The following is a 26,876-nucleotide window of genomic DNA, read 5'->3' as shown; positions in this document are numbered from 1 at the left end:
TTTTTGTTATATAAATTTTAACTGTTATAGTTTAACAGATAAACTTACAATTATTTGATTTACTCGAGTATCAAAGCTTATATTATTACCTAAGGTATTTCCAGCTATTACACTTTCAATTCCTGAGAAACCACGTTCCCAACGAACATCTACGCCTAATTTACCGAACTCAACTCCAGCACCTAATTGTATACCAACTGTAAAATCATTTACATCAACATCTCCTAAAGTATTTAAACCAAATCCAGAATTTACTATATACTGAAATGATGGTCCAGCAAACACTCTACCAAATTTTAAAATCCCTTTTTCTAAAAGAACAGGAATGTCAATTTTTTTAAGATCAAAAGTAGTATTTGCAATTCCTGTAGCAGGAGCAAAAGCAACTTTATTACTAATTTGTGTATATACTAGTTCTGGTCTTATAGAAAGTCCAACAATAGGAATTCTTCCTCTAAACCATAAACCAGCATGGTAACCAGTTTCACTTCCTGCACCAGCTAAAACATCATTCTTTACATTAGTAAAAGAATCTGAGTTATAGTTTAAACCACCTTTTAAACCCCATTGTAATTGAGCGTTTGAAAATTGTGTCCCGGCTAGAAACAAACAAAATACGAATACTACTTTTTTCATAATTATAATTTATAGTTATTATTTTCTTTTTATTACTTTCTGTACTGCATTAACGATGGCAACATCATTAATGTTGTATTTCTCCATTAATTGAGCTGGAGTTCCAGATTCACCAAAACTATCATTTACAGCAACAAATTCCTGTGGAACTGGAGTATTTAATGCTAACGTTCTAGCAATACTTTCTCCTAAACCTCCATATTTATTATGCTCTTCAGCAGAAACAACACAACCAGTTTTTGCAACCGATTTTAAAATGATGTCTTCATCTAAAGGTTTAATTGTATGAATATTTATTACTTCTGCAGAAATACCTTGTGCTTCTAATTTTTCAGAAGCTTGTAAAGCTTCCCAAACTAAATGTCCTGTTGCTACAATAGTAACGTCAGTTCCTTCTGTAAGTTGAATTCCTTTACCAATTTCAAATTTAGCATCATCTGGCATAAAAATCGGCACTTTTGGTCTTCCAAAACGTAAATAAACTGGCCCTTCATGTTCTGCAATAGCAATGGTAGCAGCTTTGGTTTGATTATAATCACAAGGATTAATTACCGTCATTCCAGGTAACATTTTCATCATTCCAATATCTTCTAAAATTTGATGTGTTGCGCCATCTTCACCCAAGGTTAAACCAGCATGCGAAGCACAAATTTTCACATTCTTATCAGAATATGCAATAGATTGTCTAATTTGATCATATACTCTACCTGTAGAAAAGTTTGCAAATGTTCCAGTAAATGGAATTTTACCTCCAATAGTCATACCAGCAGCAATACCCATCATATTTGCTTCAGCAATTCCTACTTGAAAAAAACGATCAGGGTTTTCTTTAATAAATTGCCCCATTTTTAAGGAACCTACCAAATCTGCACATAAAGCTACTACATTTGAATTTGTTCTTCCTAACTCCGTTAAACCATCACCAAAACCAGATCTTGTGTCTTTCTTTTCTGTGTATGTATATTTTTTCATTCTAAATTGTTGTGTTGTAAAATTTTGCGTAAAAATAAACTTTTATTTTTCTTTAGAGAAGAGAAAAGAGAGAATAGAATAAAGATTTTTTAACATAATGTTGTAAAAAATGAAATCTACAACTTCATTAATTCTTTATACAATTTATGAACAGGTAATCCTGCAACATTAAAATAACTTCCTTCAATCTTATCTACAGCTATAAAACCAAACCAGTCTTGAATTCCATAAGAACCAGCCTTATCAAAAGGTTGATAGTTTTTTATATAATAATGTATTTCATCGTCAGTTAATTCTTTGAAATAAACAGATGTTGTATCGTTTATAATCTTCTGAAAATGAATACTTTTTATACTTATTGATGTTACAACTTCGTGTTTATTACCAGATAATGATCGTAACATCGTAAATGCATCTTCTTCATTTTTTGGTTTTCCTAAAGCTGTATTATTAAACCATACAATGGTATCGGAAGTGATTAAAACATCTTTACCTGTTAATTCATTATCAAAAGGCTTTGATTTTAAATCTGCTAAAAAGTCCGTAATTTCTGATCCATTTAACTCCTTTGGATAAATTTCTTCAACTTCTTTTAATCTAATTTCAAAATCTAGATCTAAATCTTTAAAGAATTGTTGTCTTCTAGGAGAACCAGAAGCTAAAATGATACTGTAGTTTTTTAATTTTTCTCTGAGCATTTATTTCATATTTGTCATTCCTGTGAAAACAGGAATTTACTTTTATTAAACTTTTCTTATTTTATGAATTCCTGCCTTCGCAGGAATGACAGATTCTTTATTAGAAAATAAACAACAACATTGATATAATTCCTAAAAACATAATTATTTTCATCAATTTACTTAAATATGAATAGTCTTTTTTTGATTCTGAAATCCATAATCTATATTTAAAATAGAGTAGTGGAAGTAAAATAAAAACGATACCGTATAGTAAGAAAATAGTTTCTTCTGCAATTATTTTTAAAACAACGATAAGAAATACTAATAAAATTGATGAAAAGAAAAAAGCGACTTTTGAAGCTCTTTTTCTACCAATAACAATAGGTAACGTTTTAGCATTAATTTTTAAATCACCATTAACATCTTCTATATCTTTTATAATTTCTCTAATCAGAGTGGTAAGAAAAGAAAATATGATATAGGCAAAAAGAGGTACTATTATTTCTATAGTTTTAAAAATCCCTAATATTAATTTTAATAAAGAATTATTTGAACTATTGTTTTCAAATACAAAGACGATAAAAATACAAAGAGATATAAAAAAAGAAACTAGAATGTTTCCAAGTAATACTTTTCTTTTAAAAAAAGAAGAATATAAAAAAAGCCCAAATGAAACAAAGATAAATATTATAACGGCTTCTATATTGTTCATAAAAGAAATATAAAAACCTAAAAGCAAGCCAGTTAAATTAAGTATAATGTAGGTAGTCCAAGCATTTTTATTAAAAATAGTTTTATCAATAAAAACCTTATTTGGCTTATTTATTTTATCAGCTTCAATATCATAAATATCATTAATAATATAACCTCCAGCTGTTATTAATAATACGCTTCCACATAAAATTGTGAATTGAAAAATGTTTATAATTGATTGATTTACAACTGAATGAATCAACGCATATTTTGTTAAAACCATCGTTAATAAAACCATCAATAGGTTTTTATAACGAATGAGTTTCAAGAAAGAAATCATGCGTTAAAACTCTTTTTAATTCTCGCTAAATCACGTTTGTTATCTCGGTCTTTAAGAACCTCGCGCTTGTCATGCGTTTTCTTACCCTTTGCTAAGGCAATTTCTAATTTAGCAAACCCTCTATCGTTAATAAAAAGGCGTAATGGAACAATTGTATTTCCTTTGGCTTCCACATCTTTTCGTAGACTTCTAAGCTCACGCTTATTAAGTAATAATCTACGTTCACTTTTGGGTTTATGATTAAACTGATGTCCGTAAATATATTCCTCGATATACATATTCACAACAAACAATTCACCACGCTCATTAAATTCGCAGAAACTCTCTGTAATTCTAGCTTTGCTTAAACGAATCGATTTAATCTCTGTTCCTGTTAACTGAATTCCAGCAACTAATTTATCGATGATTTCAAACTCGAAACGGGCTTTTTTATTTTGTATGTTGATGTTTTTTTGCACAGTAATCCTACCAATTTTATTTTAACAAAGATACATTTTTGATTAAGATAAAGAAGTGTAATTTTGTAACCATTAAATCGACAAAACGAAACAAAACTCAATGAGATACTCTTTACTATTATTTTTGTTCATACTTTCTTGTAAACAACCTGAAAAACAACTTACTGCACAACAAATCATTGACAAATCTATCGTTGAATCTGGCTCTAATAAAGTATCGAGTTCTATTATTAGCTTTAATTTTAGAGATAAAACATATAAAGCATATAGAAAAGATGGAGATTATACTCTTGAAAGAACTTTAAAAAAAAATGATTCATTAATTAAAGATGTTAAATCTAATAATGGTTTTAAGCGTTTTATAAATGATTTTCCTATAGCTGTCTCAGATTCTATGGGGCCAAAATATAGCAATTCAGTAAATTCTGTGCATTATTTTTCGGTATTACCATTTGGGTTAAATGATAAAGCTGTTCAAAAAAAGATATTACCATCAGCAATAATTAATAAAGAAGAATATTATAAAGTTGAAATTACTTTTTCTGAAGAAGGTGGTGGAGAAGATTTTGAAGATGTATTTATTTATTGGATTGGTAAAAAAGATTTTTTAATAGATTATTTGGCGTATTCTTATCACACAAATGGAGGAGGAAAACGTTTTAGAGTTTTAAAAGAACAATGTAATAGGAATGGAATTCGCTTTGTAGATTACTATAATTACAAACCAAAAAGTAAGGATATTAAGTTAATAAACTTAGATAAAGCATTTGAACAAAATCAATTAAAAAAGGTCTCAGAGATTATTTTGGAAAATGTAAAAGTGGAGCTTTTAGATTAATCAATCTTTAATAAGGTACTTGTTTTTTTAACGCCTACAACTGTAACAATGTATAAGTTAGCATTGTTGTTATCATCTATTTGTTGATACTTTTCTTCACCTAAAATAGCATTCACAAAAAACGGCGTTGTATTACTATGACCAACAACTAAAACAGTTTTTTTGTGAGTTTCTACTTCAAACTTTTTGTTAAACATATCTCTAGGATTGTAAAACTGAATTTCTAAATTTTGTGCTTCTGATGTTGGCATTGCTGTTCCAACTGTACGTTTATATTGTGTTGAGTAGATCGCATCAAAAGAAACATTTTTAAATACTTCGCTCCATTTTTTTGCTCTTTCTAAACCTTTTTCATTCAATTCAGGATTCTCATTCGTTTTATCTTTTCTAACTTTTTCTGCATGACGAATTAGATAATACGTAGTTACTTGTTGAGAAAAACTAACTAAAGTTGTAAAAACAAAAATTAAGAGGAGAAAATATTTCTTCATGTATTTTAATTATGCTACGAATATAAAAAAGATGAGAAGCTAAAACTAGTTTTAGCTTCCCAAAATATAAAGTTTTTTAATTTATGTGTTTTCTACTAAATCAGATTGATTTCTAAAAACCAAGGTATCATCAAAAGAGTCTAGTAAAACAATACTATCTGTCGTTATTTTGCAAGCTAAAATCTCTTTAGAAAGTTGATTCAACACTTCTTTCTGAATTACTCTTTTTACAGGTCTTGCACCAAATTCTGGTTGATATCCTTTTTGAGCTAAATAAGTAATTGCTTCATCTGTTGCATCAAAAGTGATGTTTTGTTCAGCAATCATTTTCTTTACCATTTTCAATTGTAGTTTTACAATTTGTTTGATATCCTCTTGTGATAATGGTGTAAACGTAATAATATCATCAATTCTATTTAAAAACTCTGGTCGTACCGTTTGTTTAAGTAAACTTAAAATCTCTGTTTTTGCCAATTCCATCGTCGTATAAATATCACCTTTTAGATTTTCGAACTTTTCTTGTATAATATGACTTCCCATATTTGAAGTCATAATTATAATCGTGTTTTTAAAATCTGCAACGCGACCTTTATTGTCGGTTAATCTTCCTTCATCTAAAACCTGTAATAATGTATTAAAAGTATCTGGGTGTGCTTTTTCAATTTCATCTAAAAGAACAACAGAATAAGGCTTTCTTCTCACAGCTTCCGTTAATTGTCCGCCTTCATCATAACCAACATAACCTGGAGGCGCACCAACCAATCTACTTACAGAATGACTTTCTTGATATTCACTCATATCAATTCTCGTCATCGCGTTTTCATCATCAAACAAATAGGAGGCAAGTGCCTTGGCTAATTCTGTTTTACCAACACCTGTTGTTCCTAAAAATAAAAATGAACCGATGGGTTTATTAGGATTTTGCAAACCAGCTCTAGAACGTCTTACAGCATCAGAAACAGCTTCTATTGCTTCATTTTGACCAACAACTCGTTTATGCAATTCGTCTTCAAGCTTCAATAGTTTCTCTCTTTCTGATTGTAACATTTTTGTTACAGGAACTCCTGTCCATTTTGCAACAACTTCAGCAATATCATCATAAATTACTTCTTCTTTAATTAATGCATTTTCTTGCTGATTTGCTAATAGTTTTTGTTGTTCTTCTAATGATTCTTCTGCTTCTTTTATTTTACCATAACGTAACTCTGCAACTTTACCATAGTCGCCATTTCGTTCTGCTTTATCTGCTTCTAATTTAAAATTTTCGATATCAGTTTTTAACGTTTGAATAGCATCAACAACACTTTTTTCTGATTGCCATTTAGCGTTAATTTCGTTACGTTCTTCTTTTAGATTGGCAACTTCAATACCTAAAGATTTTAACTTCGTTTCATCATTTTCACGCTTAATCGCCTCAATTTCAATCTCAATCTGCATAATCTTTCTATCCAACACATCTAATTCTTCTGGCTTAGAATTAATTTCCATGCGCAATTTAGCCATCGCTTCATCCATTAAATCAATCGCTTTGTCAGGTAAAAAACGATTGGTAATATAACGTTGCGATAATTCTACTGCACCAATAATGGCTTCATCTTTTATACGGACTTTATGATGTGTTTCATATTTTTCCTTGATTCCACGTAGAATTGAAATTGCACTTTCCGTATCTGGTTCATCTACCATTACTTTTTGGAAACGACGTTCTAATGCTTTGTCTTTTTCGAAGTATTTTTGATATTCATCTAAGGTAGTTGCTCCAATTGCACGCAATTCTCCACGTGCCAATGCAGGCTTTAAAATATTGGCTGCATCCATAGCACCTTGACCGCCACCAGCACCAACAAGTGTATGAATTTCATCAATAAACAAAACAATATCTCCTTCAGAAGTTGTTACTTCTTTTATAACAGATTTTAAACGTTCTTCAAATTCACCTTTAAATTTAGCTCCCGCAATTAATGCGCCCATATCTAACGAGTACACAATTTTATCTTTTAGGTTTTCGGGTACATCTCCACGAATAATTCTATGCGCCAATCCTTCTGCAATCGCAGTTTTCCCTGTTCCTGGTTCTCCTACTAAAATTGGGTTATTCTTTGTTCTACGTGATAATATTTGTAGTAATCTTCGTATTTCTTCATCACGTCCAATTACTGGATCTAACTTTCCATCTTGGGCAAGTTGGTTTAAATTTTTAGCATATTTAGAAAGAGAATTATACGTTTCTTCTGCACTTTGTGAAGTAACTCTATTTCCTTTTCTTAATTCTTCAATAGCTGAATTTAGTGACTTTTCTGTAACTCCCTGATCTTTTAAAACCTGAGCAATATTACTTTTAGATTTAAAAATGCCTAATAAAATATGTTCAATAGAAACATATTCATCTTTCATTTTTTTAGCAATAATTGATGCTTCATTCAAACTTTTACTTGCTTCTCTAGATAGCATTAATTCTGCTCCGCTTACTTTAGAAAAACTAACTAACTGCTTTTCTAGTATTTGCTGAACAACATTAATATTTATATTTAATTTCTTTAAGATAAAAGGCAACACATTTTCATCAACAGAAAACAGGGCTTTAAAAATATGCTCATTTTCTATTTGATTATGACCCATTTCTTGCGCTAATTGTTGCGCTTGCTGAATGGTTTCTTGCGATTTTATCGTATAATTATTAAAATTCATCTTCTTAAACTTTATATTTACATTTCTATAGGAGTCAAACTTAATACCAATTAAAAAAATAGTTTTAAAACAGTCACTTTGTCTTTAAAAGCCTTGTAAATACTGACTTTTTGACTTAATGAAAGGTTTTAAAATTATTACGACAATATAAATATATGGGTTTATTAAATAATATTTTCGGAAGTAAAACACCAAAAGAAGAAGTAAAATCTAATGTGAATTGGATTCCATTAACTTCTTTAGCACAATTGGAAGACGTAAAAAAAACATCAAATTCTGAAACCATTGCCATTTTTAAGCATTCTACTCGTTGTGGAATTAGTAGAATGGTAATCAAACAATTTGAGAAAAATATAACTGAAGAGTTGAAAGATTTTAAGGTGTATTACCTAGATTTATTAAACTATAGAGAGTTATCAAACGAAGTTGGATATACATTTCAAGTACAACATCAATCACCACAACTCTTAGTCATTAAAAATCAAGAAGCTATCGCTTATACTTCGCATTATGACATCACTCAAATAGATTTATCTAAATTTTAAGCGTTTTATTGTTAAATAACCTATAATTAGTAGTATTTTTACCGCCTAATTTTATAAGGTAAATGATTGAGTCAAAAACTACAGAAAAGGAGCTTTATGAGTATCAAAAAGATGCTATTTATCAAATATTTAAAGCTTTTGAAGATGCACCAGAGAACTATCATTTATTATACCAACTACCTACTGGTGGTGGAAAAACAGTTATTTTCTCAGAAATTGTTCGTCAGTATTTAAAGACCTACAAAAAGAAAGTTTTAGTGCTTACTCATAGAATTGAGCTAAGTAAGCAGACTTCTAACATGTTGAGTGAGTTTAAGGTTGAAAACAAAATAATTAATAGTACAGCAAATTTAGACGATCAAGGAGATTATGATTGTTTTGTTGCGATGGTAGAAACCTTAAAAAATAGGTTAAACGAAGATAAATTAGATATTACAGATATCGGACTTGTTATTGTTGATGAGGCACATTATAACTCGTTTACGAAGATTTTTAAGTTTTTTGATAAGTCTTTTATTTTAGGAGTAACGGCTACACCGTTAAGTTCTAATATTAAATTACCAATGAATGATAACTATCAGGAGTTAATTGTTGGTGAACCTATTAGTTACTTAATAAAAAACGAATTTTTATCACAAGCAAATATCTATTCTTATAATGTTGGTTTAACCTCTTTAGAAGTAGGTGCAAACGGTGATTATACGGTAAAATCTTCTGAAGATTTATATACCAATTCAGATATGTTATCTAAGCTTTTACAAGGGTATGAAGAGCGTAGTAAAGGTAAAAAAACATTAATTTTTAATAATGGTATTAACACGTCAATCACTGTTTTTGAAGCTTTTAAAAGAGCTGGATATCCAATTGCACATCTAGATAATACCAATACAAAAAAAGAACGAAATTTAATTCTTACTTGGTTTAAGAAAACTCCTGGAGCTATTATTACATCTGTAAGTATATTAACTACTGGTTTTGATGAACCTACCATTGAATCTATTATTTTAAATAGAGCAACAAAATCATTGACGTTATATTATCAAATGATTGGACGTGGTTCTCGTATCCTAAACAATAAATCTAGTTTTGATGTAATTGATTTAGGAAACAATTTCCACAGATTTGGTCCTTGGGGAGCAGATCTAGACTGGCAACGCATGTTTAAATATCCAGATTATTATTTAGATGCTATTTTATCAGATGAAGATATTGAAAGTACTTTTAGATATGAATTACCTCATGATGTAAAAGCCGAATTTGCAAAAGCTTCTGATTTATATTTTGATGTTAAAAAAGTGTATGTAGACACCATTCGTTCTGGGCAATCTTCTAAAAAAGTACTAGAAAAATCTATTGAACACCACGCAATAATGTGTATAGAGAATAGCGAAGATGTCTATGACGCTTTGTTATTAGCTAAAAAATTAGGTGGCGATATTGATGATAGAATTCACAGATATTCGAAATGTATTTCTAAAAGTACCCATAACTTTATAGATTGGCTTAGAGACGATTATCGTAAAAAATTAAACGCATATTTACGTGCAAATTTTGACGAAGTCTTCGAAGAAATTTTTGGACATCCGCCTGTAGAGGAGGAGTAGGTTAAATATTTAATTTATTTAACAGGCAATACCTTACCAACACAATCACCAAAACCAATCCGTACGTTGTCATTTTTACAATGAGCACGCATAATTACGGTATCATTATCGTTAATAAATTTACGAGTAGTTCCATCATTTAATTGTACAGGATTTTGTCCACGCCAGGTTAATTCTAGCATAGAACCATAACTATCTTTTGTTGGTCCAGAAATAGTTCCACTTCCCATCATATCACCAGAACGCACATTACACCCATTTACGGTATGATGTGCCAATTGCTGCGCCATTGTCCAATACATATACTTAAAATTAGAATTAGCAATCACAGTTTCTTCACCATTTTCTGGTTGAATTCCTACTTGCAGTTTAATATCATAACTCCCTTTTCCTTCTTGTTTTAAGTAGGGAAGTGGTTTGTATACCTGTTTTGGATTCTCAACCCTAAAAGGTTCTAAAGCATCCAACGTAACAATCCAAGGAGAAATTGTAGAAGCAAAATTTTTCCCTAAGAATGGTCCTAAAGGCACATATTCCCAGCCTTGAATATCTCTTGCAGACCAATCATTAAACTGCACCAAGCCAAAAATATATTCTTCAGTATCTTCAATAGGAATTCGATCTCCTAAATTATTTGAATCAGTTGTGATAAAAGCCATTTCAAGTTCAAAATCTAATAACTTTGAAGGTCCAAAATTAGGCGTAGTTTCACCTTCATTAGGTTTCGATTGCCCAACAGGACGTCTAATTGGTGTTCCAGAAGGAATAATAGAAGAAGATCTTCCGTGATATCCAATAGGAATTTGTAACCAGTTTGGAAATAGCGCATTTTCTGGATCTCTGAATAAAGAACCAACATTAGTTGCATGTTCTTTACTTGCATAAAAATCGGTGTAATCGCCCACAGCAACGGGTAACAACATTTCTACATCTTCCATTCTAAAGATAACTTTATCCTTATGTACAGCGTTATCTCGTAAACTACCATTGGTAACATCAAAAACGTCAGCAATTCTATTTCTCACCAAACGCCACGTTTTACGTCCGTCTGCAATAAAATCATTCAAATTATCTTGAAGAAAAATATCATCTGTCAATGGAATTCCATTAAAATACCCTAATTGATGAAAAGCGCCTAAATCAATAGCAAAGTCACCAATTCTAGTACCAATAGTTATAATATCATCTTTTGTAATAAATACGCCAAACGGAATATTCTGAATCGGAAAATCTGAATTTTCATCAACTTTTATCCATGATTTTCTATTGGGGTTATTTGCTGTGATTTTCATACGTATCTATTTAAATATTGTTTATCAAACCTACATATTTTTTTCTCATTTTTAAAATAAATTATTGAAGAAAATTAATTTTTACGAGCTATTTAATAAGAAATTAATAATTTTAAGGAACTATTAAAAAATATGTTAAAAAGTCAATATTTTGAAAACGGAATTTGCTATTTTTGACCTTCTTTAAAAAACACAAAATAATGCAACTAGATAATCAGATTTTCGACCTTATTCAAGAAGAAAACGAAAGACAGTTAAATGGCTTAGAATTAATTGCTTCAGAAAATTTTGTAAGCGATCAGGTAATGAGAGCACAAGGTTCTGTTTTAACCAATAAATACGCTGAAGGATATCCTGGAAAAAGGTATTATGGAGGTTGTGAAGTTGTTGATGTTGTAGAGCAAATCGCTATTGATAGAGCAAAAGAATTATTTGGTGCAGAATATGTAAATGTTCAGCCGCATTCTGGTTCTCAGGCAAATACTGCTGTTTTTGCAGCTTGTTTAAATCCTGGAGATAAAATTTTAGGATTCGATTTATCGCATGGTGGGCATTTAACGCATGGTTCTCCAGTAAACTTTTCTGGTAAATTATATAAGACATCTTTTTATGGAGTAGAGAAGGAGACAGGTGTTTTAAATTATGATAAAATTCAAGAAACTGCAACTAAAGAGCAGCCTAAACTAATTATTGCGGGTGCTTCTGCGTATTCTAGAGATATCAATTTTGAACGTTTTAGAATTATTGCTGATTCTGTTGGTGCTATTTTAATGGCAGATATTTCTCATCCAGCAGGATTAATTGCAAAAGGTATTTTAAACGATCCATTGCCTCATTGTCATATTGTTACTACAACGACACATAAAACCTTACGTGGACCAAGAGGTGGAATGATTATGATTGGTAAAGATTTTGAAAATCCATTCGGATTAACATTAAAGTCAGGAAAATTAAAGAAAATGTCAACATTGATTAATTCAGCAGTTTTTCCTGGAAATCAAGGAGGGCCTTTAGAACATGTTATTGCTGCTAAAGCTATTGCTTTTGGTGAAGCGTTAACAGATGAGTTTTTAGAATATCAGATTCAGGTAAAACAAAATGCAGCTGCTATGGCAAAAGCATTTGTTGCTAGAGGATATGAAATTATTTCTGGTGGAACTGATAATCACTGTATGTTAATCGATTTACGTAATAAAAATATTTCTGGTAAAGACGCTGAAATCATTTTAGGAAAAGCAGATATTACCGTAAATAAAAACATGGTTCCTTTTGATGATAAATCTCCATTTGTTACCTCTGGAATTAGAGTTGGTACGGCTGCGGTTACTACTCGTGGTTTAGTAGAAGAAGATATGGAAACAATTGTTGCTTTTATTGATGAAGCAATTGTAAATGCTGATAACGAAGTTGTTTTAGAAACAATTGCAGAGCAAGTTTCTTATATGATGAGTTCAAGAAGATTATTTGTAATGTAAACCACTTTGTGGTTATTAAGTATAAATGAGACTGCCTATTAAGGCGGTCTTTTTTTTATGATATTAAATGTCGTGTCTGGTCGAGCGCAGTCGAGACCTTATATAACCTCTCGACTGCGCTCGAGAAAGCATTCTTACTCATTCTCCTTAGCCCGTTCAATGATATTATCGGGTAGTGCTTTTTTAGCTTTAGCACCCATTTTCTTCAACTTTTCTACACTCGTAATCAAATTACCTTTTCCTTCAAAAAGCTTGTTCATAGCGGCGTTATAATCCGTTTTAGAAGCATCAATCTTTTTACCAACACCAATTAAATCTTTTAATAAACCTTCAAATTTATCATACAAAGCACCTGCTTGCCTAGAAATTTCTATCGCATTCCGTTGTTGCTTCTCGTTATTCCACATCGTATCAATGGTTCGTAGTGTAGCTAATAAAGTTGTTGGAGTAACAATTACAATATTTTTCTCAAAAGCTTTGTTATATAAGGTATTGTCAGAATTCAGTGCTACTGCAAAAGCGGGCTCAATTGGAATAAATAATAGCACAAAGTCTGGGGATTCAATTTTATAAATGTCTTCGTATTTTTTTGCAGATAATTGTTCAACATGACGCTTCAAAGAATTTATATGCTCTTTTAAATATTGATTTTTCTCATCTTCATTCTCAGAGTTTGCATATTGCTCATAGGCTGTTAATGAAACCTTCGCATCTACAATCATTTTTTTATTATCTGGTAAATGGATAACCACATCTGGTAAGACTCTTGACCCTTCATCATTCGTAAAGCTTTGCTGAACAAAATACTCTCTATCTTTCTCTAATCCAGACTTTTCCAATACACGCTCTAAAACCAATTCACCCCAATTACCTTGGGTTTTTGAATCACCTTTTAAGGCTTTTGTTAGGTTGATCGTTTCCTTACTCATTTGCTGATTCAACTCTTTTAGCCCTAAAATTTGCTGACGTAAAGCTGCATGATAATCGATACTTTCTTTATGAGTTTTGTCTACTTTATCTTCAAAAACCTTAATTTTTTCTTGTAATGGATTTAAGATTACTTTTAAGTTTTCTTTATTCTGTTCTGTAAACTTACTAGACTTTTCGTCTAAGATTTTATTGGCTAAATTTTCAAACTCTTTGGTAAACTTTTCTTGTAATTTTTCAACCTCTCCTTTATTTTCTTCCAACTTTAATTGCAAATTCTGTAAATCTGCATCTTGCCGAACATTAACTTTTATTAAGTCTTCTTTTTCTGATAAGACAGATTTTATATCTGCTTGTAACTCGTTAATGGTTTTTTCTGCAGTTTTTTGTGTGCTTTCTAATGATACATTTCTTTCTTTTAGCGAAGTTTTTTCTTTTTCAGATTTAAGTTTAGAAATATAAGTTCCTAAAAATAAACCTATTGAAACAAAAACAACACTAATAAGTATGTAAACTAATAATTCATTCATTCTATAAAAAATAAGTCCTTAAATTTATCACTTTAAAATCAATAATGATAAAAGCTTTTTCAAAATTTATTTTTCATACTATTTTAAGGTGGAAAATTAAAGGAGAATTCCCTCTAGAGTTAAAAAAATATGTAATTATTGCTGCACCACATACGAGTTGGCAAGATTTTCCAATAGGAATTTTAGCTAGAAATACTAGTGGAGCAAAAATTAATTTTATAGGAAAAGATTCACTTTTTAAAGGACCGTTTGGTTTTATCTTTAGATCATTAGGAGGAACTCCTGTAGATAGAAGCAAGAATAATAAGTTAGTTGATGCTATTGTTGACGTATTCAACTCTAAAGATGAATTTAGACTTGCTTTATCACCTGAGGGAACACGAAAAAAAGTGGACACTTGGAAAACAGGGTTCTATTATATTGCTAAAGGTGCCAATGTACCTATTGTTATGGCAACCCTAGATTTTGGTAATAAACAAGTCAAAATTTCTGAGCCATATACCATCACAAACGATTTAGATACTGACTTTAAATTTTTTGAAGATTTTTACAAAGGAATAAAAGGTAAAAAACCAAATCAATTTTAAAAAAAGGGTGTTTTCCCCTATAAATATATAAATCAGAAAAACTATTTTTGCAATATGGAACTAATAACTATTTTTTAGGGGATTTTAGTTATTATTCTTAAAATACGTAAAAGCGACCTTTTTAGGTCGCTTTTTTATTTGAATTTTACAGTAACTTTCTCTGCTATCCCAACAATAACTTCAGTTGCTTTAATAATAGATTCTACTGGAACATATTCATATCGACCATGAAAATTATGTCCGCCAGCAAAAATATTAGGACATGGTAATCCTTTATACGATAATTGTGAACCATCTGTTCCGCCTCTAATAGGTTTAATAAGTGGAGTAATACCCATATCATTCATTACCTCTTCAACAATATCAACAATATGCATAACAGGCACTACTTTTTCTTTCATATTATAATACTGATCCTTAATTTCTACTTCAATAAGGTCTTTTCCTAAAGAATGATTGATGTTTTTGGCAACTGTATGCATTAATTCTTTTCTTTTTTCAAACAACTCCATGTCATGATCTCTAACAATGTATTGTAACACTGTTTGTTCTACATTCCCATGAATATCGTGTAAATGAAAGAAACCTTCGTACCCAGTAGTTTCTTGTGGAATCTCTTTTTCTGGCAACATACTTGTAAATTTATTTGCGATAAGCATAGAATTTACCATTTTTCCTTTTGCATATCCAGGATGTACAATTTTACCAGTTATGGTAACTTTTGCACCAGCTGCATTAAAATTTTCATATTCTAATTCGCCAATCTGACTTCCATCCATAGTATATGCCCAGGCTGCTCCAAACTTTTCTACATCAAATAAATGGGCACCTTTTCCAACTTCTTCATCGGGTGTAAAACAAATTCTAATTTTTCCATGCTTAATTTCTGGATGCTGAATTAAATATTCCATCGCAGAAACTATTTCGGTAACTCCCGCTTTATCATCTGCTCCAAGTAGGGTAGTACCATCGGTAGTAATAATGGTCTGTCCTTTGTATTGCAATAAATCATCAAAATAACTTGACGATAAAATAATGTTCTCTTCTTTATTTAAAACAATATCACCACCATCATAATTTTCATGAATCTTTGGTTTCACATTTTTACCTGTAAAATCTGGACTTGTATCTATATGTGCCACAAAGCCAATTGTTGGTACTTCATAGTCTATATTACTTGGTAGGGTTGCCATGATGTAACAATTCTCATCTAATTCTACATCTGATAATCCAATTTCTTTTAATTCTTTTTCTAACATTTTAGCTAGATTCCATTGTTTTTCGGTACTTGGAAATGCTGGATTATTTGGATCTGATTCAGTATCTACAGTTACATAACTTATAAATCTGTTGATGATTTGTTGTTTATTCATTTTGATTCTTTTGTTTAGGTTCAAATGTAATAAAAATGCTTATTTAAGCTGAATTCTTTCTATTAAATTGATTGATTTACATAATCGTTCATTTACTAACGAATCTCCATAAACCTCTGTTTTTACATGCATAAAATTAGATGCATTAATTTTTACAAAAAGATTTGCTATTTGATATGGGAAATTTCCTTTTGTTCCTTTTGCAATATCTAAAATTGCTGGCTTATTTAATAAGGTAGTTTGCTCAAATTTTAGCAATGATAATTTATTACTTTGATGTTTTTTAAGCATTTTTTGCTTAAAAATACTGTCAAATACTATTTTTTGATTTACAAACGTAATATCTAATAAGGTTGTTTCAGTTAATTGTTTTGTAGTATCTGCAGTATAAATAGACGATTGAACATCATCATAAAACAGGTTTGTTTTCCAGTTTTTTGGAATCTCTGTTGAAAACAGTTTTTTCATATCAAAAACCGTTTCTAAATTAGTCTCACTTATATTTGAACAATTGCATGCTTTTTGCAAAGCTGTTTTGGATGTACATGATATTATTGTGAATATAAATAAAAAATATAAAAACGATCTCATATTAGTGTAGCAAAAGTTTACCAATTTTTTCATGCCCCGATAACCAAGCGGTATTTTTATCTACAAATTGAATGGTATAATAACCTTCTTTAGAAACTTCTTTCCAGGTAAATCCGCCATCACTAGAAAATGATACACCTGTTTTTCCAACAGCAAAAACTTCTTTTCCATTTGTATTTGGCACATATTGCACACAACTTTTGTAGGCTGGATTCTGTCCATCAGCAACTAGCTTCCAAGTTTTTCCACCATCATTAGTAACTGCTTTATTGGCTTTATTTTCAGTGGGTTTTGTATAATCACCACCAATAGCAATTCCATTTTTCTCATCAGCAAAATCAATAGAAAAAATACCGGTAGCTGCAGCTCCTTGAATTATAGGTGTATTATAAATTGTCCATGTGTGCCCTTTATCTGTTGATTTTAAAATTCTTGACTTTTTTCCTCCTGAAGCAATCCAAACTGTATTTTTAATAATCTTAATATTAGTATTACTGGCTGCAAAAAAGGCTTCTCCTACTTCAAATTTTGGTAACTTATCACATGATATTTTATTCCAAGTAGTTCCTCCATCAGACGTTAAAATTATAGACGGACAGTCTTCTGTTGGATCTCCAACAGCAATTCCATGTTTTCCATCCTCAAAGAATTTTAACGAATCATAAAATACTTTTTCGTGTTCTTCTTTGTAAACCAGATATAAACCATTTTGATTATACTTATATAATAATGCTGGGTTTGCTACTGATAAGGCGAAAAAATGGTTGCCATTACTGTCTAAACTTCTATAATTAGGAATTAGACTATCATATTTAAAATTATAGGATATAAAATTTTCACCATTTTTTGTATATCCTAAATCTCCATTGGCTGCAGCATAATAAACCTCATCGTCACTTATAGCTTTAATTGCACGTATATTTAAGCTATCCATTGTAAACTTTTGGAGGGTTATTTTATCTAAATTTCTAGGTTGATATTCTTCTTTGCAAGAAAAAAAAAGAAAGACGACTAGTATTAAAAGCGAATATCGATTCATTTTTGATATTTTTGTGCAACTAAAATAGGTAAAACATTCATTAATAGTGAAAAAAGCATTGGTAATTTCTGGAGGTGGGAGTAAAGGAGCATTTGCAGGTGGTGTAGTGCAATACCTTATGAAAACTAAGGAAAAGGAGTACGATTTATTTTTAGGTACTTCTACGGGTAGTTTAATGGTTTCTCATTTGGCACTTGGTATGGTTAAAGAGTTAAAAAAACTCTATACTTCTGTAAATCAAAAAACTATATTTAGTAATAGTCCGTTTAAAGTAAAAAATGTACATGGAACAAAAGTGATATCTATAAGGCATTTAAATACTTTTTGGAATTTTTTAAATGGTAGAAAAACCTTTGGTGAAAGTAAAAACTTACGAAAACTGATAAAGAACAACGTTACCAAAGAAATGTATGAAGAGATTAGAAAAAATAACAAAGATGTTGTGGTTACAGTTTCTAATCTAACTGCCAATATGATTGAATATAAGTCGATAATGGATTGTTCTTATGATGATTTTTGTGATTGGATTTGGGGATCATGTAATTATGTTCCATTTATGAGTTTATTAGAAAAAAATGGTCAACAGTATGCAGATGGTGGTTTTGGAGCTTTGGTACCAATTAGAGAAGCGATTGCAAGAGGAGCCACAGAAATTGATGCAATTATTTTAGAAACAGAAGTTGTACAAACCAATAGAATTCCTTCTAAAAATCCGTTTTCTTTAATGTTAGATGTGTTCGATTTTATGCTAGAACATGTGGAAAGACATAATATTACTATTGGTAAACTATCTGCAAAACACAAAAATGTAAAACTCAATTTATACTATACACCAACTGTATTAACTACTAATTCTTTAGTTTTTGATAAAGTTTTAATGAAGAAATGGTGGAAACTTGGTTATAAACATGCAAAAAAACGAGATGATGAATCTATGAGTGAGTTTAGACCAGAAATGATTGAAAATAAAGAAATAGAGGAGGGATTAAAGAATTCTTAATCTTGATTATTTTTTAGCTCATCTACAACAAACAATAGCTTTTTTTCTTTTAATTTTTTGTTTTTTCTTATACCGATATGAAAAGGTATCGATGCTCCTAAATATATTGCAGAACCTAGATAAGAAACATCTGAAAAAAGATCAGATATGCCATTATCTCTTGTATCAAACGCAATTCCTTGGATAAGTAATATTGCACTTGCTCCTGTAAATATACATGCCCAAGTTTTATTTTGGCGTCTTTTTTTATCATAAAAAAGAACATTCTCTAGATTTAAATTAACAAAATTATTATTGAATTTATAGTCATTAAAAATAGTATCAAAAGATTTTAATCTATTCAATTCCTTTTTAGAAAAGCCATTTAATTCATTTTCCTGACTATTTATATGCAGCGAAAAAAATAATATTAAGCTTATTGCAATGCTATATTTAGTTATTTTATTCAAAATCAAACTCAACATACATATTATTACCCATTGGACTTTCTTGTTTTGAATTTGAGATTTCATCAAAAGAAATTGTATTGATACTATAATTACTAATTCTAGCATTCGGAGAACCTGTAGTTATATATTTTAAAGCCCTTGCTAATAAAGGATCAGATCTTTCTCCTAAAACACCTAAATTACTAATATCTTCTCCTAACAATGCCTCAGGCACGAATCCATTCGGTTCATTTTCTCCTTTTTTATTCTGAATTTCTAACACAATTGGTTGCATTGCCCATCTATGCGAAGGATTTAAATTAGCGCCATCTTTACGTAGATTATCAGAATCATATAAAGTAATTGATCCTACATGTTTTCCATAGGTTTTTGTGCCAATAAGCTTAACATTTATGTAAGCTTTTAACCCGTTAATTACTAATTCTGAAGCAGAGGCTGAGCTTCCAGAAACAATAAAATAAACATTTGTTAATCCCAAACTATTAATAGGTTGATTATCAATAGTACTAGGGAATTTATTTAAAAATTGATCTGCATCATTTGCATCTAATACTTTTTGATTCCAAATTTGCTTAGAAAATAATTCTCCTCCATATTGACCTGTAATCATAGCACCTAAACGTGTAGCTGTTCTTACTGAACCACCACCATTATAACGTAAATCTACTATTAAATCTGTAACTCCCTGCGATTTGAAATTAGCAAATGCTGCATTTAATTGCGTATCAAAAGAACTTGCAAATTGATTATATAATAAATATCCTACCTTTTTAGAACCTTCTTGTAATACTTTTGTAATAGCTATTGGATTTTCTTGTAACTCAGTTTTATTTAAAGTAAAAGAAGTGCCATTGGCACTTGGGTTTCCATTATTATAATCTGCTAAACCGATAGTTAAGGAAGTATTATCTCCAAATAATAAATCTCTTAAATTAGATTCTGTAATTTGTGTACCGTCTACAGTACTAAATAGCATTCCTCTAGTAACATTATTAGTTTCTGCATTAGAATTTGGAATTACATAACGCACATACCCAAAAACATTGGTCCTAAGGTCTTTATATCGAACTAAACTAAACTCCATACCCGTACTAGTATTTATTCCTTGAAAAGAGTTTTCTAATGTAACATAATCTTTTTCAATCCAAGAAAACCGGTCAGTTACTCCTTTTTGATATAAAAGACTTTCAAATGCACCTTGGTGAGTTGAGTAGTTTCTAAAATGAAGATATAAATCACTATAAGTTGAAAAACGCTTATCATTTAAAGTAGGTACGTCTTCTTGCCATAAATAATATGTTCTCATTCCATCCCAAATAAACTCATTTATTTTATCTTGTTCTGTTGCATTTGTTTGGGAAAGTTCATTTTTATTACATGATGTAAGTAATATTAAAAATAAAACGATAACTAGATTAATTTTTTTCATTTAATTGGTATTTGGTAAATCCTGTGTTATAAAAACACCGGTATCAGTAACTCTTTGTGAATCTATTGAGTGATACAGAAATTCAAAATTATTAGGATTGCATGTCATTGTGTTTATTCCTCCAGTGGTTACATATTCTAATACTCTATTTAGAATAGGGTCCGACACTTCTCCTAAAACCCCTAAGTTAAGAATATCTTCATTTGTACACAAGGTAAAATTAGGTGTAATTCCTGTGGCAAAGGTTTCATCATTTTTATTCAAAAATCGTAACACTTTAGGTTGTAAAGCATACATATGATTCGTGTTTTTTCCAATAGAATCGTAATCTATAGAATTGTATAATGTAATAGCACCTGTATTATTTCCTGTAGTTTGATTTCCTACCACATGAACTTCTATATAAGGTTTTAGACTATTTATTAATAATTCAATTGAAGATGAACCTGTATAATTAGAGCCATTAAGGATGATATATACTTTTGTTAGGTTTAGACTATTTATAGCTGTTTGTGAGTCAATATTCTTTGGAAATTTAACTAATAATGAATCAGGTTGATTTAATTCAAACCACGGTTGTGCCTTTGTATTCCATTGTCTTTTAAGAAGTGTTTCTTCATCAAACTGTCCCGTAATCATACTGGCTAATTCTGTGACTGTTTTTTCAAAACTACCGCCTCCAATATTATATCTCAAATCAAGAATCAATTCGTTAACTGATTCATTTTTAAAAGAAAAGAATGCGTTATTTAAATCGTTAATATACCTTGAGGAAAAGTCGTTATTATATAATAAATACCCAACATTCGTACTATTATGATTGATAGTTTTTCGAGAAAAAACAGGTACATGCGTATAGTTTCTTTTTATTAAGTTTGCCTTTTTACCATTCGGAATAATTGAGTCTCCATCAAAATCAGCGAATAATAGTTTTATTGTATCTGTGGTATTTATTAATAAATCTTGATAGTTTTCCTTAGTTAATTGAATAGTATCTGTAACGTTATCTATTCCGTAAAAAAAATCTCCTCTTGTAATGTTTTTAGAAGTAGCATTAGAATTAGGTAGTATGTGAGAAACATAGCCAATTACATTATTAATAGTATCTGGTTCTTCTAAAATACCAAACTCCATCCCCGTTGTAAAAGAAGTTCTATCCGTAATCTGATTAATCATATTAAAATCACTAATAATCTTAGAAGCAGTATCCGATGATTTTAATAAACTAGCAAATAAATTCTCTGGAGTTGAAAAATTTTGAAGATAATTTTCTAGTTGTAAATCAGAATTAAATCGTCGGTCAGATAAATCTTGTATTTCGTCTTGATATAAATAATATGCGTTTAAGCCTTTCCAAGCAAAATCATGTACTTCTAAGTTTTGTGGTATTATGTACAGCTTCTCGCATTGATACATAAATATCATTAAAGTTAAAAGAATGACTATTTTTAAACGTTTTATCATTGTATAATATTCAGATTAGGAGTATTAATTAAACGCAATTTAAGTAAATCTAGTATTATTTTAGACCTAGATGTAACAAAATAGTTTATGTGTCGTCGTAAAGATGTAGAACCAAATATAAATAAGTAGTTTTACAAAGAAAGTAAACAGAACAAATGAACCAATCGGACTTTTTAAAAGTTGTTTTACCGTTTAAGGACAAAGTATTCAGATTAGCAAAAAGATTGCTTGTATCTACTGAAGAAGCTGAAGATGCTACGCAAGAATTGTTTTTTAAATTGTGGAATAAAAAAGAAAAAATAGGGGATTATAAGAATGTAGAAGCGTTTGCAATGACGATGACAAAAAACTATTGTTTTGATAGATTAAAGTCTAAACAAGCGAGTAATTTAACATTGGTTCATAGTAATTATAAAGAAAAGGAAACGTCTCTGGATAAAAAGTTAGAATATCAAGATAGTGTTAACCAAGTGCACAGATTGATTGAAAACTTACCAGAACAACAAAAGATTATTATTCAATTAAGAGATGTTGAAGAATATGATTTTGATGAAATAGCAAAAATGGTGGATATGAAGCCTACAGCAATTAGAGTAGCATTATCTAGAGCCAGAAAAACAATACGAGAAGAATTAATTAAAAAGCACAACTATGGAGTTAGCTAACATAGAAAAATTAGTAAAAAAATACCTAAACGCAGAAACTACTTTGCAAGAAGAAGCAACCTTAAGAAACTATTTCTTATCAAACAATGTTGCTCCACATCTAGAAGAGTATACTATGCTATTTAGTTATTTTCAAAGCAATAAAGACGAAACCTTTACAAAAACCATTGAGTTAGAATCTAAGAAATCTAAAAGAAAGAACTTTAAATGGTTATCTGTAGCAGCGTCAGTAGTCTTATTATTAAGTGTGTATGTTGGTAACGCACAATACAAAGAATATCAACAAAGAAAGACTTTTGCAGAAGTACAAAAAGCATTAAAAATGCTCTCTGTAAATCTTAAAAAAGGTGATAAAGCAGTAGCTAGCTTATACACTTATGAAAACACAGTACATAAAATATTTAAAACCAAGTAAAATTAATAATAGAAGTAAACAAAATAAGAAATCATGAAAAAAATAATCCTATTAATAGCGTTTGTGGCAGCGCCAATCTTAAGCCAAGGTCAATCTTTATTTGACAAATTAGAAGACATGGATGGTGTAACATCTGTAGTAGTAACAAAAGATGCTTTTGAAATTTTATCAAAATTTAATCCTGATAACTTAAAAGGTAATGATGCTATGGAGGTTTTCAGTATGATAAATGAACTTAAGGAATTAAAAGTCTTTACAACTGATGATAATGCTATCGCAAACACCATGGAAGGCATGGTGAAATCTGCTGTAAAAAGATCTAAACTTACCGAATTAATGCGTGTAAAAGAAGACGATTCTAGAGTTAAGATTTATGTCAAATCAGGAAAAAACAAAGATTATGTTAGCGAAGTATTAATGTTTGTAAGAGGTATTAATAAAAAGACAAAAGAAAATGTTGATTCTGTAATTGTTTCTTTAACAGGTACCATAGATATTAATAAAATCTCTAAACTAGCTGACACATACACTAAAAAGAATGGTGTTAAGGTAAAAGTTAATAGAGACTAAACAAAAAACACATGAAAAAAATAACAACCATACTATCTATATTATTTGTAGCTGTCTTGCTTACATCGTGTAAGAATGATACATCATTACAGCAATATTTAGTAGATAGTCAAGATAAGACAGGTTTTATAACCGTTGATGTTCCTACAAGTTTTTTACAACTTCGGTCTAATGATGTTTCAGATGATGTAAAAGAAACACTAAAAAGTATTCGTAAAATAAACCTAGTTGCATTACCAATTAAAGGAAATGAAGCTGCTTTTGAAACAGAAAAAGCAACATTAAACAAGTTATTTAAAGGTAACAGCGATTACAAAAGCCTTATGAGTATGAAATCTAAAGGCATAAAAGTAAATCTTTATTATACTGGAGATTCAGATTCTATAGATGAAGTTATTGCTTACGGACATGGAAAAGATGCTGGAGTAGGAGTAGCAAGATTATTAGGAGAAAACATGAATCCTGGTAAGATCATCGAAATGATGAAAAACATTAAAGTAGATGCAGACAATGTTGGTCTAAAACAATTCAGCGCTATTTTTAAAGGGAAATAAATAAAACCCCACCAAATATATTAAAAGCCATAACTAATTAAAGTTATGGCTTTTTCTTTTTAACTGCGTATTAACAACTCTAATACTATTATTTAGTACTTTTGAAACTTTCCTAAGAATAGATGTATGAAGTTTCTAAAACAAATGCTCCCCTTAATATTTATTGTATCCTTTTTAACTGTTTTTTCTCAAAGCAATCAACAATATAGAGCAGAAAGAGAGAAAGTTCATAATTTGATACATACAAAATTAAAAGTCGATTTTAATTTTAAAGAGAAGCAATTAAACGGAGAAGAATGGGTAACTGCCGCCCCTCACTTTTATGCAACCAATAAAATTGTTTTAGATGCAAAAACGATGATTATTCATAAAGTGCAACTAAATAATATTGATTTAGATTATCATTATGATGACGCAAAAATTGCCATAGAATTACCAAAAGAATATAAAAGAAACGAAGAATTCACTTTATATATTAAATACACAGCAAGGCCAGAAAAAGTGAAGCAAAAAGGAAGTGCAGCAATAAGCGATGCTAAAGGGTTGTATTTTATTAACGCTGACGGAATCGATAAAAATAAACCAACTCAGATTTGGACTCAAGGAGAAACAGAAGCAAGTTCATGCTGGTTTCCAACGATTGATGCACCAAATCAAAAAACGACACAAGAAATTTACATTACAGTTCCAGATAAGTATAAAACTTTATCAAACGGAGCCTTGGTAAATCAGGCTAAAAAAGGAACTAACAGAACCGATTATTGGAAACTAGATCAAAAACACGCACCCTATCTGTTCTTTATGGGAGTTGGTGAGTACGAAGTTATTAAAGACTCGTATAAAAATATTCCTGTAGAATATTATGTAGAAAAAGAATATGCTACAGATGCAAAAGCAATTTTTGGAGACACTCCAGCTATGATTGGCTTTTTTGCTGATAAATTAGGAATTGAATATCCATGGAATAAATACAGTCAGATTGTAGCAAGAGATTATGTTTCTGGTGCTATGGAAAATACTACCGCTGTTATTCATGGAGAACAAGCTTATCAAAAACCAGGACAATTAATTGATGAAAATAAGCAAGAAGATACCATTGCACATGAAGTTTTTCATCATTGGTTTGGAAACCTAGTCACTATAGAAAGTTGGGCTAACCTTAGCTTAAACGAATCTTTTGCAAATTATAGTGAGTATTTATGGAGAGAATATAAATATGGGAAAGAAGACGCAGATGCTCATTTATTTGAAGCGATAAAAGGATATAAAGACGGTCAGAATTTTGAAAAAAATCTAGTGAGATTCGATTATGCCGATAAAGAAGATATGTTTGATGCGGTAAGCTATAACAAAGGCGGTGCAATCTTACATATGCTACGTACATATCTTGGAGATACTGCTTTTTATGAAGGCTTAAATATGTACTTAACAGAAAATAAATACAAGGCAGCAGAAGCACATCAATTACGTTTGGTTTTTGAAAAACTAACAGGGAAAGATTTAAATTGGTTTTTTAATCAATGGTTTTTTGGAAGCGGACATCCGCAACTAGAAATTTCTTACGATTATAATACCTTAGAAAATACGGTAACTGTTAATGTATATCAATTACAAGCAGACGAGTTTAAATTTCCGCTAGCTATTGATATTTTTGAAGGCGAAAAATCCACAAGACATCATGTATTTGTAAACGATAAAGATGCTTCTTTTAAATTACCATATACAAAACAACCTAGTTTAATACAGGTAAATGCTGATGGTGTTTTGTTATGTGAAGTGAATGAAAATAAAGTATTGAGCGATTATATTTTTCAGCTTAAGTATGCAAAAAACTATATGCATAGGAGGGAAGCCTTACTAGAAGTATCAAACAAACAAGACGAAAAAGTTGCGTTTAATGCAATTGCAAACGCAATGAGTGACCCTTTTTATAAAATTAGAATCTTAGCTCTAGAAAATATCAACCTTATTAATAAGCATTCAAAAAAAGGAGTGATTACTAAGATTATGCAGATTGCAAATACCGATAAAAAGACAATGGTTCAAGCAGCAGCAGTAGAAACATTAGGAAAATTAACTGATCCTGAATTAATACCAGTTTTTAGAAAAGCATTAAATAGCGAATCGTATTCTGTTTTAGGAAAAGGGTTGGTTAGCATGTATTATGTAAACAAACAATTAGCAATTACAAAATCTAAATCGTTGCCAGATGAGGTAAGAAAAATTATTGCTACTCCATTAACAAAGATATTTATCGAAGAAAACGATACCGAAGAATTACCATTTATTGCTAAAAATGTTCTTTCTGGTATGTTTATTCAAGGTGATGATAGAACAAAATTAATATATCAAAAAGCATTTAAATTAATTTCTGAAAGTAACAACACCGAAGCCATTAAAAACTTAACAGATGATATGGTTGTTAAAGGAAATCAGTTTAAACAGTTCAATTTTGATAAAGTTGTTATTAACTTAATGCGTAAAATGGTTCGATCTCAAAAAGTTAAAAATCATCCACAAAGAGACAGAAATACTGAGATTATTAAAACAGCAATGGCAAAATTATTGTAA

Annotated in this window: 26 protein-coding genes; 11 read left to right on the top strand and 15 right to left on the bottom strand. The window is 30.2% G+C overall.

Annotated elements, in window-relative coordinates; genetic code table 11:
• Window positions 1–24: 24 nt before the first annotated feature.
• From OD91_RS00965 to smpB, 5 genes are all read right to left on the bottom strand, one after another.
• Complete coding sequence (locus OD91_RS00965) at window positions 25–636, bottom strand: porin family protein (RefSeq protein ID WP_144894538.1); 612 nt, start codon at window positions 634–636, stop codon at window positions 25–27.
• 18 nt (window positions 637–654) lie between these two features.
• A complete protein-coding gene (locus OD91_RS00960) occupies window positions 655–1,608 on the bottom strand; it encodes a transketolase family protein (RefSeq protein ID WP_144894537.1) in 954 nt (317 codons plus the stop codon).
• 116 nt (window positions 1,609–1,724) lie between these two features.
• Window positions 1,725–2,306 (bottom strand): Maf family nucleotide pyrophosphatase, encoded by a 582-nt coding sequence (locus tag OD91_RS00955; RefSeq protein ID WP_144894536.1) that lies wholly within the window; start codon window positions 2,304–2,306, stop codon window positions 1,725–1,727.
• Window positions 2,307–2,406: 100 nt separating this feature from the next.
• Window positions 2,407–3,321 (bottom strand): geranylgeranylglycerol-phosphate geranylgeranyltransferase, encoded by a 915-nt coding sequence (locus OD91_RS00950; RefSeq protein ID WP_144894535.1) that lies wholly within the window; start codon window positions 3,319–3,321, stop codon window positions 2,407–2,409.
• Complete coding sequence (smpB, locus tag OD91_RS00945; protein WP_144894534.1) at window positions 3,318–3,779, bottom strand: SsrA-binding protein SmpB; 462 nt, start codon at window positions 3,777–3,779, stop codon at window positions 3,318–3,320. Before smpB ends, OD91_RS00950 begins: the two co-directional genes overlap by 4 nt.
• Window positions 3,780–3,879: 100 nt before the next feature.
• Between smpB and OD91_RS00940 the strand changes: the two genes are divergently transcribed.
• Window positions 3,880–4,617, top strand: coding sequence for a DUF6503 family protein (locus tag OD91_RS00940; RefSeq protein WP_144894533.1), 738 nt, complete (start codon window positions 3,880–3,882; stop codon window positions 4,615–4,617).
• Here OD91_RS00940 and OD91_RS00935 read toward each other — a convergent pair.
• Both OD91_RS00935 and clpB read right to left on the bottom strand, forming a co-directional pair.
• On the bottom strand, window positions 4,614–5,108 hold the full coding sequence (locus tag OD91_RS00935) for a histidine phosphatase family protein (RefSeq protein ID WP_144894532.1): 495 nt from the start codon (window positions 5,106–5,108) through the stop codon (window positions 4,614–4,616). The two genes, OD91_RS00940 and OD91_RS00935, sit on opposite strands and share 4 nt — an antisense overlap.
• A gap of 81 nt (window positions 5,109–5,189) precedes the next feature.
• Complete coding sequence (gene clpB / locus OD91_RS00930) at window positions 5,190–7,796, bottom strand: ATP-dependent chaperone ClpB (RefSeq protein ID WP_144894531.1); 2,607 nt, start codon at window positions 7,794–7,796, stop codon at window positions 5,190–5,192.
• A gap of 155 nt (window positions 7,797–7,951) precedes the next feature.
• Between clpB and ytxJ the strand changes: the two genes are divergently transcribed.
• Together ytxJ and OD91_RS00920 are read left to right on the top strand one after the other, a co-directional pair.
• On the top strand, window positions 7,952–8,341 hold the full coding sequence (gene ytxJ / locus OD91_RS00925; protein ID WP_144894530.1) for a bacillithiol system redox-active protein YtxJ: 390 nt from the start codon (window positions 7,952–7,954) through the stop codon (window positions 8,339–8,341).
• Between the two features lie 62 nt (window positions 8,342–8,403).
• Window positions 8,404–9,945: a DEAD/DEAH box helicase gene (locus tag OD91_RS00920; protein ID WP_144894529.1), complete on the top strand. Its 1,542-nt coding sequence runs from the start codon at window positions 8,404–8,406 to the stop codon at window positions 9,943–9,945.
• A 14-nt stretch (window positions 9,946–9,959) separates the two neighbouring features.
• Here OD91_RS00920 and fahA read toward each other — a convergent pair whose 3' ends face one another.
• A complete protein-coding gene (fahA, locus tag OD91_RS00915) occupies window positions 9,960–11,237 on the bottom strand; it encodes a fumarylacetoacetase (protein WP_144894528.1) in 1,278 nt (425 codons plus the stop codon).
• A gap of 200 nt (window positions 11,238–11,437) precedes the next feature.
• Here fahA and glyA point away from each other — a divergent pair, with 200 nt between their 5' ends.
• Window positions 11,438–12,712, top strand: coding sequence for a serine hydroxymethyltransferase (gene glyA, locus OD91_RS00910; protein WP_144894527.1), 1,275 nt, complete (start codon window positions 11,438–11,440; stop codon window positions 12,710–12,712).
• Window positions 12,713–12,846: 134 nt separating this feature from the next.
• Here the strand turns inward: glyA and rmuC are convergent, their stop codons facing one another.
• On the bottom strand, window positions 12,847–14,169 hold the full coding sequence (gene rmuC, locus OD91_RS00905; RefSeq protein WP_144894526.1) for a DNA recombination protein RmuC: 1,323 nt from the start codon (window positions 14,167–14,169) through the stop codon (window positions 12,847–12,849).
• 47 nt (window positions 14,170–14,216) lie between these two features.
• Between rmuC and OD91_RS00900 the strand changes: the two genes are divergently transcribed.
• A complete protein-coding gene (locus OD91_RS00900) occupies window positions 14,217–14,756 on the top strand; it encodes a 1-acyl-sn-glycerol-3-phosphate acyltransferase (protein ID WP_144896894.1) in 540 nt (179 codons plus the stop codon).
• A 134-nt stretch (window positions 14,757–14,890) separates the two neighbouring features.
• On the opposite strand, the gene pepT is transcribed toward OD91_RS00900, so the two are convergent.
• The 3 genes from pepT to OD91_RS00885 all read right to left on the bottom strand — a co-directional run bounded on the left by pepT (window position 14,891) and on the right by OD91_RS00885 (window position 17,654).
• Window positions 14,891–16,129, bottom strand: a complete 1,239-nt coding sequence (pepT, locus tag OD91_RS00895; RefSeq protein ID WP_144894525.1) for a peptidase T — start codon at window positions 16,127–16,129, stop codon at window positions 14,891–14,893.
• 39 nt (window positions 16,130–16,168) lie between these two features.
• Window positions 16,169–16,597 (bottom strand): hypothetical protein, encoded by a 429-nt coding sequence (locus OD91_RS00890; RefSeq protein WP_144894524.1) that lies wholly within the window; start codon window positions 16,595–16,597, stop codon window positions 16,169–16,171.
• A 124-nt stretch (window positions 16,598–16,721) separates the two neighbouring features.
• Complete coding sequence (locus tag OD91_RS00885) at window positions 16,722–17,654, bottom strand: WD40/YVTN/BNR-like repeat-containing protein (RefSeq protein ID WP_370511732.1); 933 nt, start codon at window positions 17,652–17,654, stop codon at window positions 16,722–16,724.
• A 151-nt stretch (window positions 17,655–17,805) separates the two neighbouring features.
• Here OD91_RS00885 and OD91_RS00880 point away from each other — a divergent pair, with 151 nt between their 5' ends.
• Window positions 17,806–18,759, top strand: a complete 954-nt coding sequence (locus tag OD91_RS00880; protein ID WP_144894522.1) for a patatin family protein — start codon at window positions 17,806–17,808, stop codon at window positions 18,757–18,759.
• On the opposite strand, the gene OD91_RS00875 is transcribed toward OD91_RS00880, so the two are convergent.
• The 3 genes from OD91_RS00875 to OD91_RS00865 are packed head-to-tail and all read right to left on the bottom strand — an operon-like array spanning window position 18,756 to window position 22,101.
• Window positions 18,756–19,271 carry a hypothetical protein gene (locus OD91_RS00875; protein ID WP_186434363.1) on the bottom strand — a complete coding sequence of 172 codons (516 nt, stop codon included), beginning with the start codon at window positions 19,269–19,271 and terminating at the stop codon, window positions 18,756–18,758. The two genes, OD91_RS00880 and OD91_RS00875, sit on opposite strands and share 4 nt — an antisense overlap.
• Window positions 19,201–20,637 (bottom strand): S41 family peptidase, encoded by a 1,437-nt coding sequence (locus OD91_RS00870; protein ID WP_144894520.1) that lies wholly within the window; start codon window positions 20,635–20,637, stop codon window positions 19,201–19,203. Before OD91_RS00870 ends, OD91_RS00875 begins: the two co-directional genes overlap by 71 nt.
• Window positions 20,638–22,101, bottom strand: coding sequence for a S41 family peptidase (locus OD91_RS00865; RefSeq protein WP_255513130.1), 1,464 nt, complete (start codon window positions 22,099–22,101; stop codon window positions 20,638–20,640). It abuts the gene before it with no gap.
• 155 nt (window positions 22,102–22,256) lie between these two features.
• On the opposite strand from OD91_RS00865, the gene OD91_RS00860 reads away from it, so the two are divergent.
• From OD91_RS00860 to OD91_RS00840, 5 genes are all read left to right on the top strand, one after another.
• Window positions 22,257–22,766: an RNA polymerase sigma factor gene (locus tag OD91_RS00860; RefSeq protein WP_144894519.1), complete on the top strand. Its 510-nt coding sequence runs from the start codon at window positions 22,257–22,259 to the stop codon at window positions 22,764–22,766.
• The gene (locus tag OD91_RS00855) at window positions 22,753–23,181 is read left to right on the top strand and encodes a hypothetical protein (protein ID WP_144894518.1); all 429 of its coding nucleotides are present in this window, start codon (window positions 22,753–22,755) and stop codon (window positions 23,179–23,181) included. The genes OD91_RS00860 and OD91_RS00855 overlap by 14 nt, the downstream gene beginning before the upstream one ends.
• A 33-nt stretch (window positions 23,182–23,214) precedes the next feature.
• Entirely contained in the window at window positions 23,215–23,751 is a 537-nt protein-coding gene (locus OD91_RS00850) for a DUF4252 domain-containing protein (protein WP_144894517.1), read from the top strand.
• An 11-nt stretch (window positions 23,752–23,762) separates the two neighbouring features.
• Window positions 23,763–24,305, top strand: a complete 543-nt coding sequence (locus OD91_RS00845) for a DUF4252 domain-containing protein (RefSeq protein ID WP_144894516.1) — start codon at window positions 23,763–23,765, stop codon at window positions 24,303–24,305.
• Window positions 24,306–24,431: 126 nt separating this feature from the next.
• Window positions 24,432–26,876 (top strand): M1 family metallopeptidase, encoded by a 2,445-nt coding sequence (locus OD91_RS00840; protein WP_144894515.1) that lies wholly within the window; start codon window positions 24,432–24,434, stop codon window positions 26,874–26,876.

The organism is Lutibacter sp. Hel_I_33_5, assembly GCF_007827455.1.
GTDB lineage: Bacteria > Bacteroidota > Bacteroidia > Flavobacteriales > Flavobacteriaceae > Polaribacter.
The sequence above is the reverse complement of the archived record's forward strand: the minus strand, read 5'-3'. Positions and strand labels throughout refer to the sequence as shown.